At 70.5% G+C, this 17,266-nt stretch carries 17 protein-coding genes; 10 read left to right on the top strand and 7 right to left on the bottom strand.

Annotation, left to right across the window (positions count from 1 at the left end; all coding sequences use genetic code 11):
• Positions 1-256: 256 nt before the first annotated feature.
• A complete protein-coding gene (locus tag ACWDX9_RS46585; protein WP_449966836.1) occupies positions 257-637 on the bottom strand; it encodes an ester cyclase in 381 nt (126 codons plus the stop codon).
• Between the two features lie 81 nt (positions 638-718).
• Between ACWDX9_RS46585 and ACWDX9_RS46580 the strand changes: the two genes are divergently transcribed.
• The 6 genes from ACWDX9_RS46580 (at position 719) to ACWDX9_RS46555 (ending at position 7,005) form a co-directional block, all read left to right on the top strand.
• Positions 719-1,183 carry a MarR family winged helix-turn-helix transcriptional regulator gene (locus ACWDX9_RS46580; RefSeq protein WP_449966834.1) on the top strand — a complete coding sequence of 155 codons (465 nt, stop codon included), beginning with the start codon at positions 719-721 and terminating at the stop codon, positions 1,181-1,183.
• 178 nt (positions 1,184-1,361) lie between these two features.
• Positions 1,362-2,531 (top strand): MFS transporter, encoded by a 1,170-nt coding sequence (locus ACWDX9_RS46575; protein WP_449912143.1) that lies wholly within the window; start codon positions 1,362-1,364, stop codon positions 2,529-2,531.
• A 225-nt stretch (positions 2,532-2,756) separates the two neighbouring features.
• Complete coding sequence (locus ACWDX9_RS46570) at positions 2,757-3,320, top strand: hypothetical protein (protein ID WP_363985472.1); 564 nt, start codon at positions 2,757-2,759, stop codon at positions 3,318-3,320.
• A gap of 216 nt (positions 3,321-3,536) precedes the next feature.
• Entirely contained in the window at positions 3,537-3,899 is a 363-nt protein-coding gene (locus tag ACWDX9_RS46565; RefSeq protein ID WP_449966831.1) for a hypothetical protein, read from the top strand.
• A gap of 144 nt (positions 3,900-4,043) precedes the next feature.
• The gene (locus ACWDX9_RS46560; RefSeq protein WP_449966828.1) at positions 4,044-5,750 is read left to right on the top strand and encodes a SpoIIE family protein phosphatase; all 1,707 of its coding nucleotides are present in this window, start codon (positions 4,044-4,046) and stop codon (positions 5,748-5,750) included.
• Positions 5,751-5,841: 91 nt separating this feature from the next.
• Complete coding sequence (locus tag ACWDX9_RS46555; protein ID WP_449966826.1) at positions 5,842-7,005, top strand: DUF418 domain-containing protein; 1,164 nt, start codon at positions 5,842-5,844, stop codon at positions 7,003-7,005.
• On the opposite strand, the gene ACWDX9_RS46550 is transcribed toward ACWDX9_RS46555, so the two are convergent.
• A complete protein-coding gene (locus tag ACWDX9_RS46550; RefSeq protein ID WP_449966823.1) occupies positions 6,974-8,077 on the bottom strand; it encodes a sensor histidine kinase in 1,104 nt (367 codons plus the stop codon). The two genes, ACWDX9_RS46555 and ACWDX9_RS46550, sit on opposite strands and share 32 nt — an antisense overlap.
• Positions 8,074-8,736 carry a response regulator transcription factor gene (locus ACWDX9_RS46545; protein WP_449966821.1) on the bottom strand — a complete coding sequence of 221 codons (663 nt, stop codon included), beginning with the start codon at positions 8,734-8,736 and terminating at the stop codon, positions 8,074-8,076. The genes ACWDX9_RS46550 and ACWDX9_RS46545 overlap by 4 nt, the downstream gene beginning before the upstream one ends.
• Positions 8,737-8,887: 151 nt before the next feature.
• Between ACWDX9_RS46545 and ACWDX9_RS46540 the strand changes: the two genes are divergently transcribed.
• Entirely contained in the window at positions 8,888-10,402 is a 1,515-nt protein-coding gene (locus tag ACWDX9_RS46540) for a hypothetical protein (RefSeq protein ID WP_449966819.1), read from the top strand.
• On the opposite strand, the gene ACWDX9_RS46535 is transcribed toward ACWDX9_RS46540, so the two are convergent.
• The gene (locus ACWDX9_RS46535) at positions 10,399-11,010 is read right to left on the bottom strand and encodes a class I SAM-dependent methyltransferase (protein WP_449966816.1); all 612 of its coding nucleotides are present in this window, start codon (positions 11,008-11,010) and stop codon (positions 10,399-10,401) included. The two genes, ACWDX9_RS46540 and ACWDX9_RS46535, sit on opposite strands and share 4 nt — an antisense overlap.
• A gap of 75 nt (positions 11,011-11,085) precedes the next feature.
• Here ACWDX9_RS46535 and ACWDX9_RS46530 point away from each other — a divergent pair, with 75 nt between their 5' ends.
• Entirely contained in the window at positions 11,086-11,634 is a 549-nt protein-coding gene (locus ACWDX9_RS46530; protein ID WP_449966814.1) for a beta-propeller fold lactonase family protein, read from the top strand.
• Between the two features lie 12 nt (positions 11,635-11,646).
• On the opposite strand, the gene ACWDX9_RS46525 is transcribed toward ACWDX9_RS46530, so the two are convergent.
• The 3 genes from ACWDX9_RS46525 to ACWDX9_RS46515 form a co-directional block, all read right to left on the bottom strand.
• Positions 11,647-12,066: a hypothetical protein gene (locus ACWDX9_RS46525; protein ID WP_449966811.1), complete on the bottom strand. Its 420-nt coding sequence runs from the start codon at positions 12,064-12,066 to the stop codon at positions 11,647-11,649.
• Positions 12,067-12,238: 172 nt separating this feature from the next.
• Positions 12,239-13,435 (bottom strand): serine hydrolase domain-containing protein, encoded by a 1,197-nt coding sequence (locus ACWDX9_RS46520; protein ID WP_449966809.1) that lies wholly within the window; start codon positions 13,433-13,435, stop codon positions 12,239-12,241.
• Positions 13,436-13,478: 43 nt separating this feature from the next.
• Positions 13,479-13,856 carry a helix-turn-helix domain-containing protein gene (locus ACWDX9_RS46515; RefSeq protein ID WP_449966807.1) on the bottom strand — a complete coding sequence of 126 codons (378 nt, stop codon included), beginning with the start codon at positions 13,854-13,856 and terminating at the stop codon, positions 13,479-13,481.
• Between the two features lie 459 nt (positions 13,857-14,315).
• Between ACWDX9_RS46515 and ACWDX9_RS46510 the strand changes: the two genes are divergently transcribed.
• Positions 14,316-15,941, top strand: a complete 1,626-nt coding sequence (locus tag ACWDX9_RS46510) for a DHA2 family efflux MFS transporter permease subunit (protein ID WP_449966804.1) — start codon at positions 14,316-14,318, stop codon at positions 15,939-15,941.
• A gap of 340 nt (positions 15,942-16,281) precedes the next feature.
• Positions 16,282-17,235, top strand: a complete 954-nt coding sequence (pip, locus tag ACWDX9_RS46505; RefSeq protein WP_449966839.1) for a prolyl aminopeptidase — start codon at positions 16,282-16,284, stop codon at positions 17,233-17,235.
• Positions 17,236-17,266: the final 31 nt, after the last annotated feature.

Below are 17,266 nucleotides of genomic sequence, written 5' to 3'. Positions count from 1 at the left end.
GGCGTCCTTGGTGCCGCTGTGGGGTTCCGCCCCGGCGCCCCGGGCGGGGGGGGGGCGGTGGTTTTTCGGGTGTTGCCACCCCAACCCCACCCCCCGGCGCAGGGTCGCCGCGCTCTGGGCCGAGTTGGGCCCGGTCGCGGCGGACTCGGCTCCGCCGCTGACCGCCGAACTGGGCCAGGCGGAACGGGAGCAGACCCCTTCCCCCGGCGTGCGGGTTTCATGATCAGTCAGGCGCCGGACCGCCCGTCAGGGAACGTCATCCCCTCGCGGCCGCGAGGGAGCCGGAGTCGATGACCGGCCAGATCTCGGCCACCTTGCCGTCCTCCATGCGGAAGATGACGCAGGCGCGCACCTCCAGCGGCTTGCCGGTGGGCGGGAAACCGAAGAAGTCCCCCTCGTGCGTGCCCCGCAACGTCCACCGGGTGGCCACCCGGTCGCCCTCGGCGATCAGGTCCTCGATGTCGAAGCGCAGGTCGGGCAGCGCCGAGCGGAGGTAGCGGGCGACCTGTTTGAGCGCTTCGGGGCCGGCGACCTCGCCGCCCCGGGGCGCGAAGCCGGGGCCGACGATCTCGTCGGCGACGTCGAGGTCGCCGGCGTTGAGCACCTCGTCGTAGAAGCGCTTGATGACATCCTTCATCGTGCCGTCCTTCCGCTAGGCTAGTCACTAGAGAGCCATATCTCTAGTTTTCCTAAACACTTGGAACGCTAAGGAGTTTGGATGGCGATGTCAAGGCGTGCCGAGCTCGTGGCCCAGCTGCTCGACGCGCTGCGCCGTACCAACGCGCTGTCGGTGGCGATGAGCCAGGGCGCCGCGGAGCGGATCGGCGTCAACACCACCGACCTGCACTGCCTCAACCTGCTCAGCGACGGCCCCCTGACGGCGAGCGAGCTGGCCAGGCGCGCGGGCATCACGACCGCGTCCGTCACCGGGGTGATCGACAGGCTCGAGGCGGTGGGGTACGTACGGCGCGAGCGCGACCGAGTCGACCGCCGCAAGGTCGTGGTGACGCTCCAGGCCCAGGAGGCCGCGCAGGTGATCGGCCCGGTGTTCGCCCCGTTCGTACGGGCGTGGCGCGGCGCGCTGGACGGCTACACCGAGGAGCAGCTGGAGCTGATCGCCGACTTCCTGGACAGGACGGAGGGGGTCTTCCAGTCAGAGGTCGGGCGCATGCGCGCCGAGTGACATCGGGGACGCAACCGGATGCGTCCGAACACCGGCGGCGCAAGCGACCTCCTCACCGCACAGCGCGTGGACGCGAAAACGCGTTGCCGCGAATACCCTCGCCACGTAGGGTTTTGCGCTCGTGATCACAGTGGTTGAGCGAGTGCTGCCTGCCCGGCTGGGGACAGGATTCCGATGGTTGCTGGCCTCGAGCTGGCTGACGAATCTCGGTGACGGGGTGGCGGCCGCAGCGGGCCCACTGCTGATCGCGACGTTGACCCGCGACCCGCTGATGATTTCGCTGTCGGCCCTGGTGAGCTGGGCGCCGCCGCTGATGTTCAGCCTGTACGCGGGCGTGCTGTCGGATCGGTACAACCGGCGCAGGATCGTCCTCGTCGCGAACGCGGTGCGCGCCGTGGTGCTGGCGGCGCTCGTCGCGCTCATGGTGACCGGCACCGTGACCGTGGCGACGGCGCTGGTGGCGCTCACGCTCCGGTCGATCGCCGAGGTGTTCGCCGACAACGCGACGGCCACGCTGACGCCCATGATGGTCGGCAAGGACGATCTCGTCATCGCCAACGCCCGCCTGGGCACGGGATTCATCACGCTCAACCAGCTCGCCGGGCCGCCGATCGGCGCGGCACTGTTCGGCCTGGGCTTGACCTGGCCGTTCGCGAGCCAGCTGCTATTGGTGATGGCGGGGATCGTGCTGGTCTCCCGGATCACGTTGCCGCCGCACGGCCGGCAGGCCGACGATCCCAGGCCCAACACCGTACGGGAGCTCATCGCCGGGTTCACCTGGACCATCCAGCACGCGGCGGTCCGCACGCTGGCGCTCACCATCCTGATCTTCAACTTCACGTTCGGCGCCGCCTGGTCGGTTCTCGTCCTCTACACCCAGGAGCAACTCGGCCTCGGCGCCATCGGCTTCGGCCTGATGACCACCATCGGCGGGATCGGCGGCTTGATCGGCACCGGCCTGTACGGGGCCATCACCCGCAAGGTGAGCCTCGGCGCCCTGATGCGGATCGGACTCATCATCGAGACGTTCACCCACCTGGGCCTGGCCCTGACCCATTCGCCGTGGGTCGCCGGGGGCATCTTCCTGGCCTTCGGCGCGCACGCGTTCATCTGGGGCACGACCTCGGTCACCGTCCGCCAGCGCGCGGTCCCGCGCGAACTCCAGGGCCGGGTGGGCAGCGTCAATGCCATCTGCGTCTACGCCGGTCTGGTGGTCGGCTCGCTGATCGGCGGCGTCCTGGCCACCCGCTTCGGCGTCGCGGCGCCCTTCTGGTTCGCCTTCGCTGGTTCCGCGGTGTTCGTGGTGCTGCTGTGGCGGCAGCTCATGCTCATCGCCCACGACGACTGAGACGTTCGGTGGAGGCCCCTTGCGCGTCCGGCGCCTCAAGGCCTCGCCGTGCGGGAGACAGCGCCGCCACCGACCAGGCGCGGCGGGCAGGACGGCCCCGCAGGAACACAGCGGGTGGATCACCGTACAGGCGGACCCGCGCTCACCCTGCAGGCGGACGACGGTCGCCATCGTGACGGCGATCATGGACTCCGCTTACCGCAGGATCTCCTCTAAGGACACGACATGCTCAAGAAGGCTCTGCCGGCCGCGCTGGCGGCGACGGCCGTCGCCGCCCTCACCCTGGTCCCCGCCGGCCCCGCCGCGGCTGCCACGATCGAGATCCGTCCCGGGCAGGTCTCGACCCTGAAACAGTCGAACAGCAAGTTCAACTGCCCGACGAACGAAGTTCTGATCGGCCGCGGGCACCGCGGCGACGAGAACGGCGACACCACGTTCTCCTGCGGCCGCATCTACATCGACAACGTCCAGGTCACGGTGCTCAGGTGGGACATCTGGGGCACCAAGACGGATGAGAACCAGCACGATTACAAAACCCCGGCGAACGAGGCCATCATCGGCATCCGGCACGACGGGGACGAGAACGGCGACACCATCTACTACCACGGTGCGCTGTTCTGGCAGGGCAAGGCGGTGCAGATCACCCCCAGGCAGCTGGAGGGCTGGGTCAGGGAGAACAACCACGCCTCCATGGGCGGCACCAACCAGGTGATGACCGGCCGCAGGCACAGCGGGGACGAGAACGGCTGGACTCAGTACGAATACGGCTGGATCTCCTACAGCGGCTGATCACGGGAGCCGGGCGGCGGTCCGCCGGTGCTCAAACGGCTGGTGCCGCACCCGAACACAGATACGCATGGACACGGTACGTGATAGCACCGATACTCATCGTGTCAGAACCTTTGCCCCCCGTGATCAGACCACCACTCTCAGTGCGCGCAATCGCCGGCGTGCCGCGCGCTGCCCGGAGTCGTGGCCGTCTGGGGACAGGACAGAAGGAGAACGATGCAGTCGAAGTGGTTCCTGACCCTCCCCCTCACCGTCATCGCGGCGGGGGCGTGTCTGACGACGACCGCCGCCGCCAGCCAGGCGTCCGTACCGGTCCAGGCGGCCGCCCACCTGTCGGCTCTCCCGCCGGGCTACCAGCTCGTCACCCTCCCCAACGCCAACGTCCCCAACTTCCAGCGCCGCACGCTCTTCTGCCCCGGCAACAAGAGGGTCCTCGGCGGCGGCGCCGAGGCCCGCGGCAACAGGGCGATCCTGGTCGGGTCCTTCCCCACCGATGACGGCCGCGGCTGGATCGGCATCGGCCGTCAGGACGGCTACAACGACGTCGGCATCAGCGTCTTCGCGATCTGCGCCGACTGACGTCCGGCGCACCTGGCCCCGGTCGTCCGTCGGCCGGGGCCGGCCCATGCCCGGGCCCGACGGCGCGTGACGGGGCATATGCCGCGTTCCTCTAGGCTGCCTGTGACGATACAGGTCACCGGTACCAGGGAAGGAGCGCCGTCCATGAACATGCCAGCCGGCGATACCGGGGCATCGTGGACGGCGCACGGCATGCGGCTGTGCCGCCTGCCCGACCTCTCCGACGCGGGGGCGTACGTGGTGGACGACCGCGGGCGGATCGTGGAGGTCACCGCCCAGGCCGAACGGCTGCTGTGCCGCCCCGCCGAGGACCTGCTGGGCCAGGACGCCCACGACCTGCTGCACCGGGGCAAGTACGGCGAGCCCCTGCCGCGCAGCCGGTGCGCGATGCGGCAGCCCCTCATCGTGGGCGACAGCGCGCAGGGCGAAGGAGAATGGTTCGAACGCGGCGACGGCGTGCTGATGCGGGTCTCCTGGATGGTCACCCCCTGCCGGCTCGACGAGGGCAGGACGGGAGCGCTGGTGCTCTTCCACGAGTCACCCGGGCCGGCCCCGTACGAGACGGCCGCCGCCACGGCCTCGATGTCGCAGCTCGACCGGCTGGCCCTGCTCGCGGAGACGACCACGACGCTCACCGCCAGCCTGGACGTGGACAAGACGCTGCGCCAGCTCGTACGCCTGGTCCTGCCGCTGCTGGCGGACTGGGCGGTGATCGACCTGCTCACCGAGGAAGGCGGGGTGTCGCGGGCCGCCGTCGCCCACTTCGAGGGCGGGCTCCTGACGTACCGGGACGATCTGGAGGGGCCGATGCCGCCCGTTCCCCAGGAGTCGCCGATGCCCCTGTCGCGGGCGCTGCGCGGAGTCACCGCCACGCTCGTGGGCCCGGAGACCTACCAGGGGCTTCCCGACTCGGGCATCGCGGTCGTCCAGCAGGAGCTGTTCCGGGTGACGGGCATGCACTCGGCGTGCATCGCGCCGATCCGCGGCGTGCGGGACGTGGTCGGGGCCCTGACGCTGGGACGTTCCGGGCAGCCGGCGACGTTCACGACCGCCGACCTGCTGCTGGTGGAGGACATCGCCCGCCGGGCGGGCCTGGCGCTGGACAACGCCCGCCTGTACGAGCGGCAGCGGCGGGTCGCCGAGACCATGCAGCGCCACCTGCTGCCCAAACTGCCGTCGGTGCCCGGGCTGGAGATGAGCGCCTCCTACCGGCCCGCGCCCCACGCCTCGCAGGTCGGCGGCGACTGGTACGACTCCTTCGTCCTGCCCGACGGCGCCACGGCCCTGGTGATCGGCGACGTGGTCGGCCACGACCTGGACGCCGCCGCCGGCATGGCGCAGGTCTGCAACATGCTGCGCGCCTACGCCGGCGCGGGCCAGGATCCGCCCAGCGTCATCGTGGACCGGCTCGACCAGGCGGTGGCCCGCATGGCCGAGACCACGATGGCCACCGCCGTCCTCGCCCGGCTGGAGCGCCGCGACGACGGCGGATGGCGGCTGCGCTGGACCAACGCGGGCCACCCGCCGCCGCTGCTGGTGGAGCGGGACGGGCGGACCCGCTTCCTGGAGGAGGGCCAGGACCTGCTCCTGGGCACCGGCATCCCCACCGTCCGCGTCGACGCCACCGCCGACCTGCCGCCCCGCTCCACGCTGGTGCTCTACACCGACGGCCTGATCGAGTCCCCGACCCGGACGCTGGACGAGGGGATGTCCCGGTTGAGCCGCTACGCCGCCTCGATGGCCCAGCGGCCCGTCGCCTCGCTGGGCGACGTACTCATCGACCGCGTCCGCCCCGCGGACAACGACGACGACGTCGCCCTGCTCACGGTGCGCATCCCGGACCACCCCTGAGACGGAGAGCGGGACCCGTGCTGCTTTAGTCGCCAGGAGGCAGACCAAGGTCGGATGCCCCGGCAGGCACGCCGTCCGTAGCTTCAGGTCCATGACACAAGTGAGCACGCCGCTCGCCGGCCGGGTCCACGAGATCGACGCGGTGCGCGGTTTCGCGCTCGCGGGCATCCTGGTGGCCAACATCGGCTTCTTCGCCGACCCCGGTTACGCGATCAACGGCACCATGCCCATCCCGGACGGGCCCGTGGCCACGGTCATCACCGCCCTCGTGCTGACCAAGTTCTACATCATCTTCTCGTTCCTGTTCGGCTACTCGTTCACGTTGCAGATGCGCTCGGCGGAGCGGGCGGGCGCGAGCGTGCGGGCCAGGACGCTGCGCAGGTGCCTGGGCCTGTTCGTGATCGGCCTGGCACACGGGATCCTGCTGTGGATCGGGGACATCCTCACCCTGTACGCCATGCTCGGCCTGCTCCTGCTCGCGCTGCGTAACATCAGGCCGAAGACCGCCGTCGTGACCGGATCGGTCATCGTCGGCGTGCTGGCCCTGCTGTGGTCCGGGCTGGCGTGGCTGTCCACCCTCGACCCGACGGCCGGCCAGGCCCCGGCGGCCGACACCGCGGCGGCGGCCCACACGCTGGCCCTGGCCACCGGCAGCCCGCTCGACGTGCTGACCCTGCAACTGGAGCTCTACCCGCCGCTCGTCGCGATGGTCTGGATCTTCCAGGGGCCGATGGCGCTGGCCATGTTCCTGTTCGGGCTGGCGGCGGGCCGGTCCAGGCTGCTGGAGGAGACCGGGCGGTGGTGGCATCTCGCGCCGCGCGTCCAGTGGATCGGCTTCGGCCTCGGCCTGCCCGGCGGGATCCTGCTCGCGCTGACGGCCGGTGCGGGAGGCACGTGGGAGCTGGCCGGCCTGGCGGTGTCCACAGTGACCTCGATCCTGCTGGCCGCCGCGTACGTGGTGACCCTGCTGCGGGTGATCCGGCGTTTCCCCGCCGCCGGGCGCGCGCTGTCCCCCGCCGGGCGGGTGGCGGCCTCCAACTACGTCGGGCAGTCGGTGCTGTGCTGCCTGGTCTTCACCGGGTACGGCCTGGCGCTGGCGGGCAGCCTGTCGCCGCTCGCCGTGATGGGCGTGGCCCTGGCGATCTACACGGTCCTGATCTGGCTGAGCGCGCGCTGGCTGCGTACGCACCGCTACGGACCGGTCGAGTACGTCCTGCGCCGCGTCACCAACTGGGACTGGCGAACCGCACGGTGATGGCCAGGCCGCCCTCGGGGCGCGCGCGGGTGGTGAGGGTGGCGTGGTGAGCTTGGGTGACGGCATTGACGATGGCGAGGCCGAGACCGTAGCCGTCGCGCCGGCCGTGACGATCGGGCGCCAGTTTCTGGAAGGGTTGAAAGAGGCGCTGGATCTGGTCGTCGGGGATGACCGGCCCGCTGTTGGTGACCGTCAGGGCCACCTGCGTGCCGGAGGTCTGCGTGGTGACCTTCACCTGCCCGTCCGCATGGTTGTGGCGGATGGCGTTGTCGATGAGGTTGGCGACGAGGCTTTCGATCAGTCTCGGGTCCCCGGCGGTCACCGCGGGCGCCAGGTGTTCGGCGAGGTCGATGCCCGTCTCGGTGGCCCGGTCGCGGCGGGAGGCGAGCACTCCTTCGACGACGTGGGCGAGGTCGAGGGTGTCCCAGCGGGTGACGCCGCGCTCGCTGGTGGCCAGCGCGAGCAGCGCCTGGACGAGCCGCTCCTGGTGCCCGCCGAGAGCGAGGGCCTCCTGGCAGGCCGAGCGCAGGGTGTCGGTGTCGGCGTCGGGGTCGGCGAGGGCGACTTCGAGGAGGGTACGCAGGCCGGCGAGGGGGGTGCGCAGCTCGTGGGAGGCGTTGGCGACGAAGTGCCGTTGGGCGTCGAAGGACGCTTGCAGGCGGGCGAACAGGTCGTCGAGGGTGTGGCCGAGCTCGGTCAGCTCGTCCGTGGGCTCGCCGAGGTCGAGGCGCCGGTCGAGGTTCCCGGCGGAGATGACCTTGGCGGTGGAGGTGATGGCGCGCAGCGGGTGCAGGAACCGGCCGGCGACGTACCAGCCGAGAGCCAGGGCGACGGGAATGAGAATGACCAGGGCGACGGCGGACCCCATGAGGAGCTGGGGCAGGCTGATCCCGGACCCGGTCTCGGCGATCGCGCCCGATGAGGGCCGGCCTACAGGCTTGGCCGCGTGGATGCCGGCGAGCGGGACGTCGACGAAGATGAGCACGAAGACCCCGGCGGCGTAGATGCCCGCCGCGTAGGCGAGCGCGAGCCGCGTCTGCAGGGACCTTCTGGCGAGTTGCGGGGAGGTCATGACGATCCGATGCGGTAGCCGCCTTCGCGGATGGTCTCGATCACGGGCGGGTCGCCGAGCTTGGCCCGCAATCGGTGCATGGTGTGCTTGACGGCGCTGCTGAAGGGGTCGGCGGCCTCGTCCCAGACGCGTTCGAGCAGCTCCTCGGCGGAGATGACCACACCGGGCACGGCGAGCAGGCATTCGAGCAGAGCGAACTCCCTGGGGCTCAGCTCCAGGCGCCGGCCGGCCCGGAACGCGATACGGCGGGCCGGATCGAGGGTGATGTCGCCGCACGCCAGGGTGGGCGGCAGCGGCGGGGTGGCGCGGCGGGCCAGGGCACGGACGCGGGCGACCAGTTCGGCGAACGCGAACGGCTTGGGCAGGTAGTCGTCGGCGCCGAGGCTGAGCCCGTCGACGCGGTCCTCGATCGTGCCGGAGGCGGTGAGCATCAGCACGCGGGTCTCACAGCGGCCGTGGGCCAGTCGCCGGCAGATCTCGTCCCCGTGGACGCCGGGCAGGTCGCGGTCGAGGATCACCACGTCGTAACGGGTGGCGGCCAGGCGGTCGAGGGCTGCCGTTCCGTCCAGGACGACGTCGACGGCCATGCCCTCGCGGCGCAGCCCGGTTCCGATGGAGCGGGCGAGTACCTCGAAGTCTTCGACGACGAGGACCCTCACCGCCGTTCACCGCCGGTCGTCGTGCGGGCTGAGCGGCCGGACCGGCCGCCGGGTCGAGGTGCCATGGGTCAACGATGCCAGATCCCCGGTTCCAGCCAGGTCGCAGCGGCTGCGACCCTGCTGGAACCGGGTGCCGCGTACAACCGTCGGCATGAGTTCATTCACGCCCCACCGATCCGGCCAGGACCGTTTCCCGCCGTTGCTGCGCGCGGAGTGGACCAAGTTCCGCACCGCGCGCGGCTGGGCGCTCGCCATGGCGGCCTCCGTACTGGTCACCGTGTCGCTCGGGCTGCTGATCGCCGGGGGCGCCCGCACCACCTGCGTGACCGGGAAGGGGGAGGGCCCCTGCCCTGCGCCGCTGGTGGGGCCCGACGGCACGGCGGTGAAGGACAAGTACTACTTCGTGCACCAGCCGCTCAAGGGGAACGGCAGCATCACCGCCCGCATATCGGACATGACCGGGCAGATCCGGCTGCCGGACGCCGTACCCGGGGTGCGCAACGTCAAGGAGGGAGTGGTGCCGTGGGCGAAGGCCGGGCTCCTCGTCAGGCAGAGCCTCAAGGAGGGCACACCGTACGCCGCCGTCATGCTCACCGGAGCTCACGGCGTGCGGATGCAGTACAACTTCACCCACGACGTGCCCGGCGGTCCGCACAACGGCCCCCAGTGGCTGCGGCTGACCAGGTCGGGCGACACCGTCAGCGGCTACGAGTCGGACGACGGCAAGGCGTGGACCCAGGTCAGCACCGTCAAGCTGACCGGGCTGCCGGAGACGGTCGAGATCGGGATGTTCGCCACCTCACCAGGCGCCTTGTGGAGCATGGCGAAAGCCTTCGCCCAGGCCACCGCCACCTTCGACCAGATCACGCTGCAGGGCGCGAACGGTTCGTGGCGCCGCGACGACGTCGGCGTCTCCATGGAGTCCGACGGCAAGACCCCGCATCACCCGGGCGGGGTCGTCGAGTCCGGCGACAAGCTCATCGTGACCGGGGGCGGTGACATCGGGCCCGCCACGATGGAGGGCGGCCTGCGCGCCGACCTCCTGCTGATCGGCGGGGCCGTGGGGCTGATCCCGGTGCTCGTGGGGGCGGTCACGTTCGTCACGGCGGAACACCGGCGCGGGCTGGTCAGGACCGGCCCGCATCCGGCGCGGCTGCTGGCGGCCAAGGCCGTGGTGGTCGGCGCGGTCGCGTTCGTGACGGGGCTGGTGGCCTCAGGGGTCGTGATCCCCGTCGGCCTGGCGATGTTGCGCGCCAATCAGAACCCGATCCAGCCGCTCACCCTGGCGACCGAGTTGCGGGTGATCGTCGGCTTCGCGGCCCTGACCGCGGCCGCCGCCGTGCTGGCGCTGGGCCTCGCGGCGCTGGTCAAGCGGGGCGCCGTCGCCATCGGACTGGCCGTCGCGCTGGTCGCCGTGCCCTATCTGCTGGCGACCGCGGGCCTGGCGCCATGGCTGCTGATGATCACCCCTGCCGCCGGGTTCGCGATCACGCAGAGCGTCCCCACGTTCGCGCACGTGGACGTGGACCCGTCACTGATCGGGGGCTACTACCCGCTCCCGCCGTGGGCAGGGCTGGCCGTGACCTGCGGCTACGCGGCCATCGCCCTCGGGGCGGCGATCGCCGTACGCCGCAGGAAAGCGCCAGGTCAGGTTCCGCTCGCCTAAGAGGGCGGATTGTCGGCCAGCACGCAGGCGACGGGCGGGTCGAGTTCGAGGGTCTCGACCCGCAGATGGGTGAAGCCGGCCTGGGTGAGCAGGTCCTGGAGCTCTTGGGCGGCCCTGGCGGTGGTGTCCCGGGTGGCACCGGGGCAGCGGGGCTGGCTGACGAGCGCGATGCGTCCTCCGGGGCGGAGCAGGCGGCGCAGCTCGCTCAGCCGTTCCACCGGGTCGGGCCAGAACCCCACGGAGTTGACGGCGAGGATGGCGTCGAGCGGCTCGCCGAAGCTCGGCAGCTGCTCCACGGAGGCGTGCGTGAGGTGCACGCGGTGGGCGCGGACGGCGGCGGCGTTGCGACGGGTGGCGTGCCGGACCATGGCCTGCGAGTGGTCGACGCCGAAGACGTGGCCCAGGGTGGCGCGGCGGGCGAACTCGGCGATGGCGATGCCGGGGCCGAAGCCGATCTCGAGCACCCGGTCGGCGGGCCGCACGTCCAGCAACGACACCGCCCAGATGTTGCGCCGCCGGTTGGAGGGGCGATGGGCGAACAGCTGGCCGTTCGCCCACCCGACGATGCCCCGGGGGTGGTGCGCCTGGCGCACCAAGTACCTGATCACGCGTTGCTTGAGAGACGTGCCTGCTGTCTGCATGATCGCCAGTCAACGACTTCAAGGGTGCTTGAAGTCAAATGGGTGAGCGGCCGTGCCTGCTGGCCGGTCAGCCCGGTGTCGCAGGCCGACAGGCGGACCAGCCGGGCGACCGTCTCCCCGAACGGGCGCACCCTGTACGTGACCAACACCGCCGACAGGACGATCCCGGCGTACCGGATCGGCCCCGACGGCAAACCGGGCAAACTCCGCGACTTCCGCGCCACCTCCGACTTCCCCAAGCAGACCGTGCTCTCCCCCGACGGGCGCTTCCTCTACCTCTCGTACGCCGATGTGGACGAGACCGGCGACAGCCCGCCGCGGGTCATCACCCGATTCGCCGTGCGCTTCGACGGCACGCTCGGACCCGCGCAGGACGTGGCGAAGGTCGGGCAGGCCGACTTCGGGATCGCGATCGCACCGGACGGCCGCGATGTCTTCGCCGCCGTCCGGGACACGAACCAGGTGGCCGCGTTCGAGATCGGGTCCGGCGGCACGCTGAAGGAGGCCACCGGATCGCCGTTCCTCACGGGTGGGGAGCGCCCGCTGAGCCAGTCCATCGTCGTACGCCCGGCCCCCGCACCCTCTCGGTAAGGTGCCGGCTCCTCACTCCCACTCGATCTCGCGCAGCGCGGCCGCACCCTCGTCCCGGTCGGTGATCACCTCGTCGTCGCCGTCCTCGTCGGACAGCGAAAGGACCTGGGGAGACAGCTCGATCAGCGAAGAGACAAAGGCCCGCCAGGTCTCCTCGGACAGTGACGACTGGTCGCGGATGATCAGATCGAGAATCCGGTCCGGGGAGTCCTGGAAGGAGATGGACAGCCGCGCCAGGTGCTCCTCGGATTCGAAATCGAATCGGATCGCGCTGGTGTCAGGCAGGTACCTGATCCGGAGCGTGGCATCGTCGTTCCGGTACGTGTGGTCGACCCAGCGCCATCCTTGGCCGCTTTCGGCCTGCCACCCGCGGCTCTCCAGCCGGACCTGGATGTCGTCGATCAGGTCACCCTGTCCGGGCGAGGTCGCCATGCGTCGAATACCAGCCTTGGTCACTTGCTGTGGCGGATCGCCGCCCGCACGGCCGTGTAGATGACGACCCAGAGAACCGCCAGGGGGATGAGGAACATGATGATGATCTCAACTAAACCGACGTTTGGCATGCCGAAAACGTAAAAGACCGCGGTTGGAGAACGCTTGACGATCACTTGCCGCCGGGCTCGGTCAGATCGCCGAGGGCATTGCGGACCGCGGCGAGAAGGTTCGCGGCCCTCAGGTCCGGCACGCCTTCCAGGACGTGGTTCATGACGTAACCGAAGGCGAGACCGGTCGCCGGATCGGCGAAACCGAGCGAGCCGCCGCGGCCGGGGAATCCGAACGCGGTCGGTGAGTACCAGAACGCGTCCGGCGTCGGGAGGCCGAAACCGGTGCCGATGCGGACGGGCATGCGCAGGATGCGATCGATGCCACTGACCTGCTCCGCGGTCGCGGCGGTCAGGGTGCCGGGGGTGAGAATGCGGTGCCCGTCGATTTCGCCGATGAGCGCGGCGTAGAAGCGGGCCAGCGCGCGGGCCGTGCAGATGCCGTTGGTGGCGGGCATCTCGGCGGCCTGCTCCTCCGGCCTGTTGTGGTCCAGCGGGGGCGTGACGACGGCGAGCGAGCGCCTGGTCAACGACGTGGGGTCGGCGAAGGCCGTCATGACCTCGCGCATGGGTTCGGGAAGGGCGTTCAGGTCGATCCGGGCCATGGCCTGGAAGTCGGGCGGGGTGTCGATGATCCGGCTGACCCGGTGCCGCTCGGTTTCCGGCAGCCCGATCCACAGGTCCAGTCCGAGCGGGCCGGCGATCTCGTCCGCGAGGAAGGTGCCCAGGCTGCGGCCGGACACCCGGCGGACGACCTCTCCGACGAGCCAGCCGTAGGTGAGCCCGTGGTAGCCGTGCTCCGTGCCCGGTTCCCAGTACGGGCGCTGGGCCGCCAGCGCGGTCACCATGGGCTCCCAGGCGATCGCCTCCCGCGGGGTGATCGGGTGGTCGATCGCGGGTAGCCCGGCCTGGTGGGTGAGCAGCCAGCGGACCGGGATGCGTTTCTTCCCGTTGGCCGCGAACTCCGGCCAGTACTCCGCCACGGGTGCGTCCAGGTCCAACTCGCCCCGCTGGGACAGCAGAAGGGCGCAGGTGGCCGTGACGGCCTTGGTGGTGGAGTAGACGAGTTGCAGGGTGTCGCGCTCCCAGGGGCGGCCGGTGCCGGGGTCGGCGATGCCGCCCCACAGGTCGACGACCTTCCGGCCGTGCAGGTAGACGCTGACCGCGGCGCCTGTTTCCGGCGCGCCGGCCAGATCGGCCGCGAACGCCTCGCGTACTGCTTCGAATCCCGGTGCGGTCTCTCCGCCGATTTCGGGCATGCGTCATCGCCTTCCGTGCTGATGGGGGTGTGGGGGAAGGGTTCTAACCGCGCCATTTCCCGACGAGCCAGGCGCAGATCTCCGGCTCGGTCATCTCGGGAAACTCCTCGCCGAACGTGGCGAGCGCGCGTATGGCCTCGTCCCGGGTCAGGCCGCGCGACCCTGCTTCCTGGAGGTACTCCTGACGTGCGAGGGAAGGACGGCCCCCGCCCGCGCCGCGGCCGGGCAGCCCCTCGCGCCACCGCACGATCTCCGCCAGCCGGTCGGACCGCCAGCCCGGAGCTCCGTCGACTTCGACGTCGGGCAGGGGGAACGGGTGATCGGAGTCGTCCGCATAGCGGCTGCGCCACTTGTGCACCGCATGACGGCTCACGCCCAGGGCCTCGGCGATGCCAAGGACACCGAGGTAGCGCTCGATCATGGGTGCACCTGCTTGTCTGTGCGGCCTCCTTCGCGGATTTCCAGTACTACCACGGCCGACGCGGAGATCTCCCCAACGTCGTCTCTAACGAAGACAACGTTAGCGCGCCGAGAGAAACCTCGTCTACAAGAGAGACGAGTTTTCGAGAGCGAGCCATCGGGAGCGGCGCAGGACGCCATCGGGCCGGCCGGACCGCTGTGTTAGGCTTCGAGCCGACTTCTCACCGTTGGGCTTTCCGCCTCGCCAACCAGCTTCACCCGGGTCCCGATGACATGGGGAAGGTGGAAGTCACCCACTACATCCTGGAAAAGGGTGTTCTGTGACGGTGGCGACGCGTGTCAACCCTCCTGCTCTTTTGCGAGCTTTCGGGCATCCGGCCGGGGTGAGCGCTGTCGGACATCAGCGGCCCTGGTCGCGTCGCCACTCCAGCAGACGGTTCTCCTCAGGGAGGTCTCCGGAGTGCCGGAATTCAAATCCGCCGGACAACCGGCCACGCAACGTCCGTGGCTGGTTCTCGCGACCATGTGCATCGGCTTCTTCATGTCGTTGCTCGACGGATCCATCGTGAACGTCGCCATCCCCACACTGATCCACAGCATCGGCGCCTCCTACGACCAGGTGCTGTGGATCATCGACGGCTACCTGCTCGTCTTCTCGGTGCTGCTGATCACCACGGGGCGGCTGGGGGACATCTTCGGATACCGCCGGGTGTACGTGATCGGCATCGTCGTCTTCACCGTCGCCTCGGCGCTGTGCGGGCTGGCCGGCTCACCGTCCCAGCTGCTGGCCGCCCGGCTGCTGCAGGGATTGGGCGGGGCGCTGCTGTTCCCGCAGGTCATCTCATCAATCCTGACGATCTTTCCACCCCGATTGCGGGGCCGCGCGTTCGGCCTGTTCGGCGCGATCGTCGGCTTCGCCCCCATCGTCGGCCCGGTCCTCGGCGGCTTCCTGCTGGCCCACCTCGACTGGCGCTGGATCTTCTTCATCAACGTCCCCGTGGGGATCATCGCCGCCGTGCTGGCGCTGACCGTCGCGCCGCCCATGCGCCCGTACCGGCGACACCGCCTCGACCTGGTCGGCGTCGCGCTGGCCACCGCGGGACTGAGCGGCATCGTGTTCGGCCTGATCGAGGGAGAACGCTTCGACTGGGGCACCGTCACCGGGCCGATCAGCATCCCCTCGGTCATCGTCGCCGGCGTCGCGCTGCTGGCGGTGTTCGTCGTCTGGCAGCACCGGCAACGCGAGGAGCCCCTGATGCCGCCGGCCCTGTTCGGCGTGCGCAACTTCGCCGTCGGCAACGGGGTCGGGTTCGTCTTCCAGCTCGGCATGATCGGCATCATGTTCGTGGTGGTGCTGTACCTGCAGATGGCGCGCGGGTACTCGGCGCTGGAGACCGGTCTGGTGGTGCTGCCGAACGCCGTGCTCACCGCGGTCGGCTCGGCGTACGCCGGGCGGCTGTCGGACACCTTCGGCGGCAAGTACATCCTGATGTCCGGGATGACGCTGCTGGCCGCCGGCCTGCTGGTGCTGGTCGCCATGACCGGACCCGGCAGCAGCGCGTGGAGCCTGCTGCCCGGGTTGACCATCATCGGGCTCGCCGGCGGCGCCACGTTCGCACCACTGCAGCAGGCCACCATGGACAGCGTCGATCCCCGGCTGGCCGGAGCGGCCTCCGGCGTCTCCAGCACCATCCGGCAGATCGGCGGCGTCCTGGGCACCGCCGTGCTGGGCACCCTGCTGTCGGCCCGTCTCTCCTCGACCCTGCGCACCGAGGCCGAGGAACGCGCCGGTCAGCTACCGGAACATCTGCGCGCCCGGTTCATCGACAGCAGCACGGCCGCCGCGCACCACTACAGCCCGCCCACGCCGCCCAGCGGCCTGAACCCCGCCACGACCAGCCTGTACGAACGCGTCACCGCCGACACGTTCGCCGCCGGCTTCGTCAACGCCATGCAGACCACCCTCGTGGCCTGCGCCATCGCGCTGGTGGCCGCCGCCCTGCTCTGCTTCTTGTTCAGCTCACGCAAGGAGGCGACGACCGAGCCCGCCCAGAACCGGCAGGCCGAAACCGCACCACAGGACTGACCTCGCGATGACAATGGTCGCGGTCCGACGGCCGCGACCATTGTCGCTCCGTCGTCCTCATCCTGTACTTCTCGCAGCGCCGCACTGAGGCCATGGCCGATGAGCGGCTTGCGTGCCATGCGGATGCGCTTCGCCTTGCCCTGGTCGTCGAAGATTCGCCGTCTCGTTCGCGCAGCCGACACCCGGCGTCGGACCCGTTCACGTCACGGTCAGCGAACGGCTGGCCGGGGCCACGAGCAAGGTCTCCTACGGCGCGCGGCCGTTACCCGGTACACCAGCCCGCCCCGGTCGGCGCGGTGCGCGATCGCCCGGTTCGGGTGGTCTACTTGATCACATGGCGCTGAAAGAGTTCTACCCGCCGATCGAACCGTACGACTCCGGTCTGCTCGACGTCGGAGACGGCAACGAGATCTACTGGGAGATTTGCGGCAACCCGGCCGGCAAGCCCGCGGTCTTCCTGCACGGCGGGCCCGGCGGCGGCATCCTGCCCCCCTTCCGCCGGTTCTTCGACCCGGCCGCGTACCGGATCGTGCTGTTCGACCAGCGCAACTGCGGCGCCAGCCGGCCGAGCGCCGCGGACCCGGGGGTGTCGCTGCGGCACAACACCACCTCGCACCTGGTCGCCGACATGGAGCGGCTCCGCGAGCACCTGTCCGTCGACCGCTGGCTCGTCTTCGGCGGAAGCTGGGGCAGCACCCTCGCCCTCTCGTACGCCCAGGCCCATCCCGACCGTGTCACCGAACTCGTGCTCCGCGGCATCTACCTCGTCCGGCCCTCCGACGAGGACTGGACGTTCACCTCCGCCGGCGCGGCCCGCCTCTTTCCCGCCGAGTGGGCCGCGTTCCGCGACGCGATCCCCGCCGACGAACGATACGACCTGGTCGCCGCGTACGGCCGCCGCATCGGCGACCCCGACCCTGCCGTCCATCTCCCGGCCGCCCGCGCCTGGATGGACTGGGAGTTCTCGGCCAACACCCTGCTGCCTGTCGACCCGCCGGAGCTGGACGACGGCGCTATCCTCCTTTTCGCCCGCATCACCCACCACTACATCAGCAACGGCGGCTTCCTCCCCAAAGAGGGCCTCCTGGCGGGCGTCGACCGCATCCGGCACATCCCCACCGTGATCGTCAACGGCCGCTACGACATGAAGACACCGCCCGACCAGGCATGGGATCTGCACCAGGCCTGGCCCGAGGCCGAGTTCCACCTCGTCGAGGACGCGGGCCACGGTGGCGCCGAACCCGGCACCCGGCACCGCCTGATCGACACCACCGACCGCTTCCGCCAACCTTGACGGCCACGCCGTCCCCGCGGCCGCGGCGGCC

It is taken from the genome of Nonomuraea sp. NPDC003201, assembly GCF_053590415.1.
The sequence above is the reverse complement of the archived record's forward strand: the minus strand, read 5'-3'. Positions and strand labels throughout refer to the sequence as shown.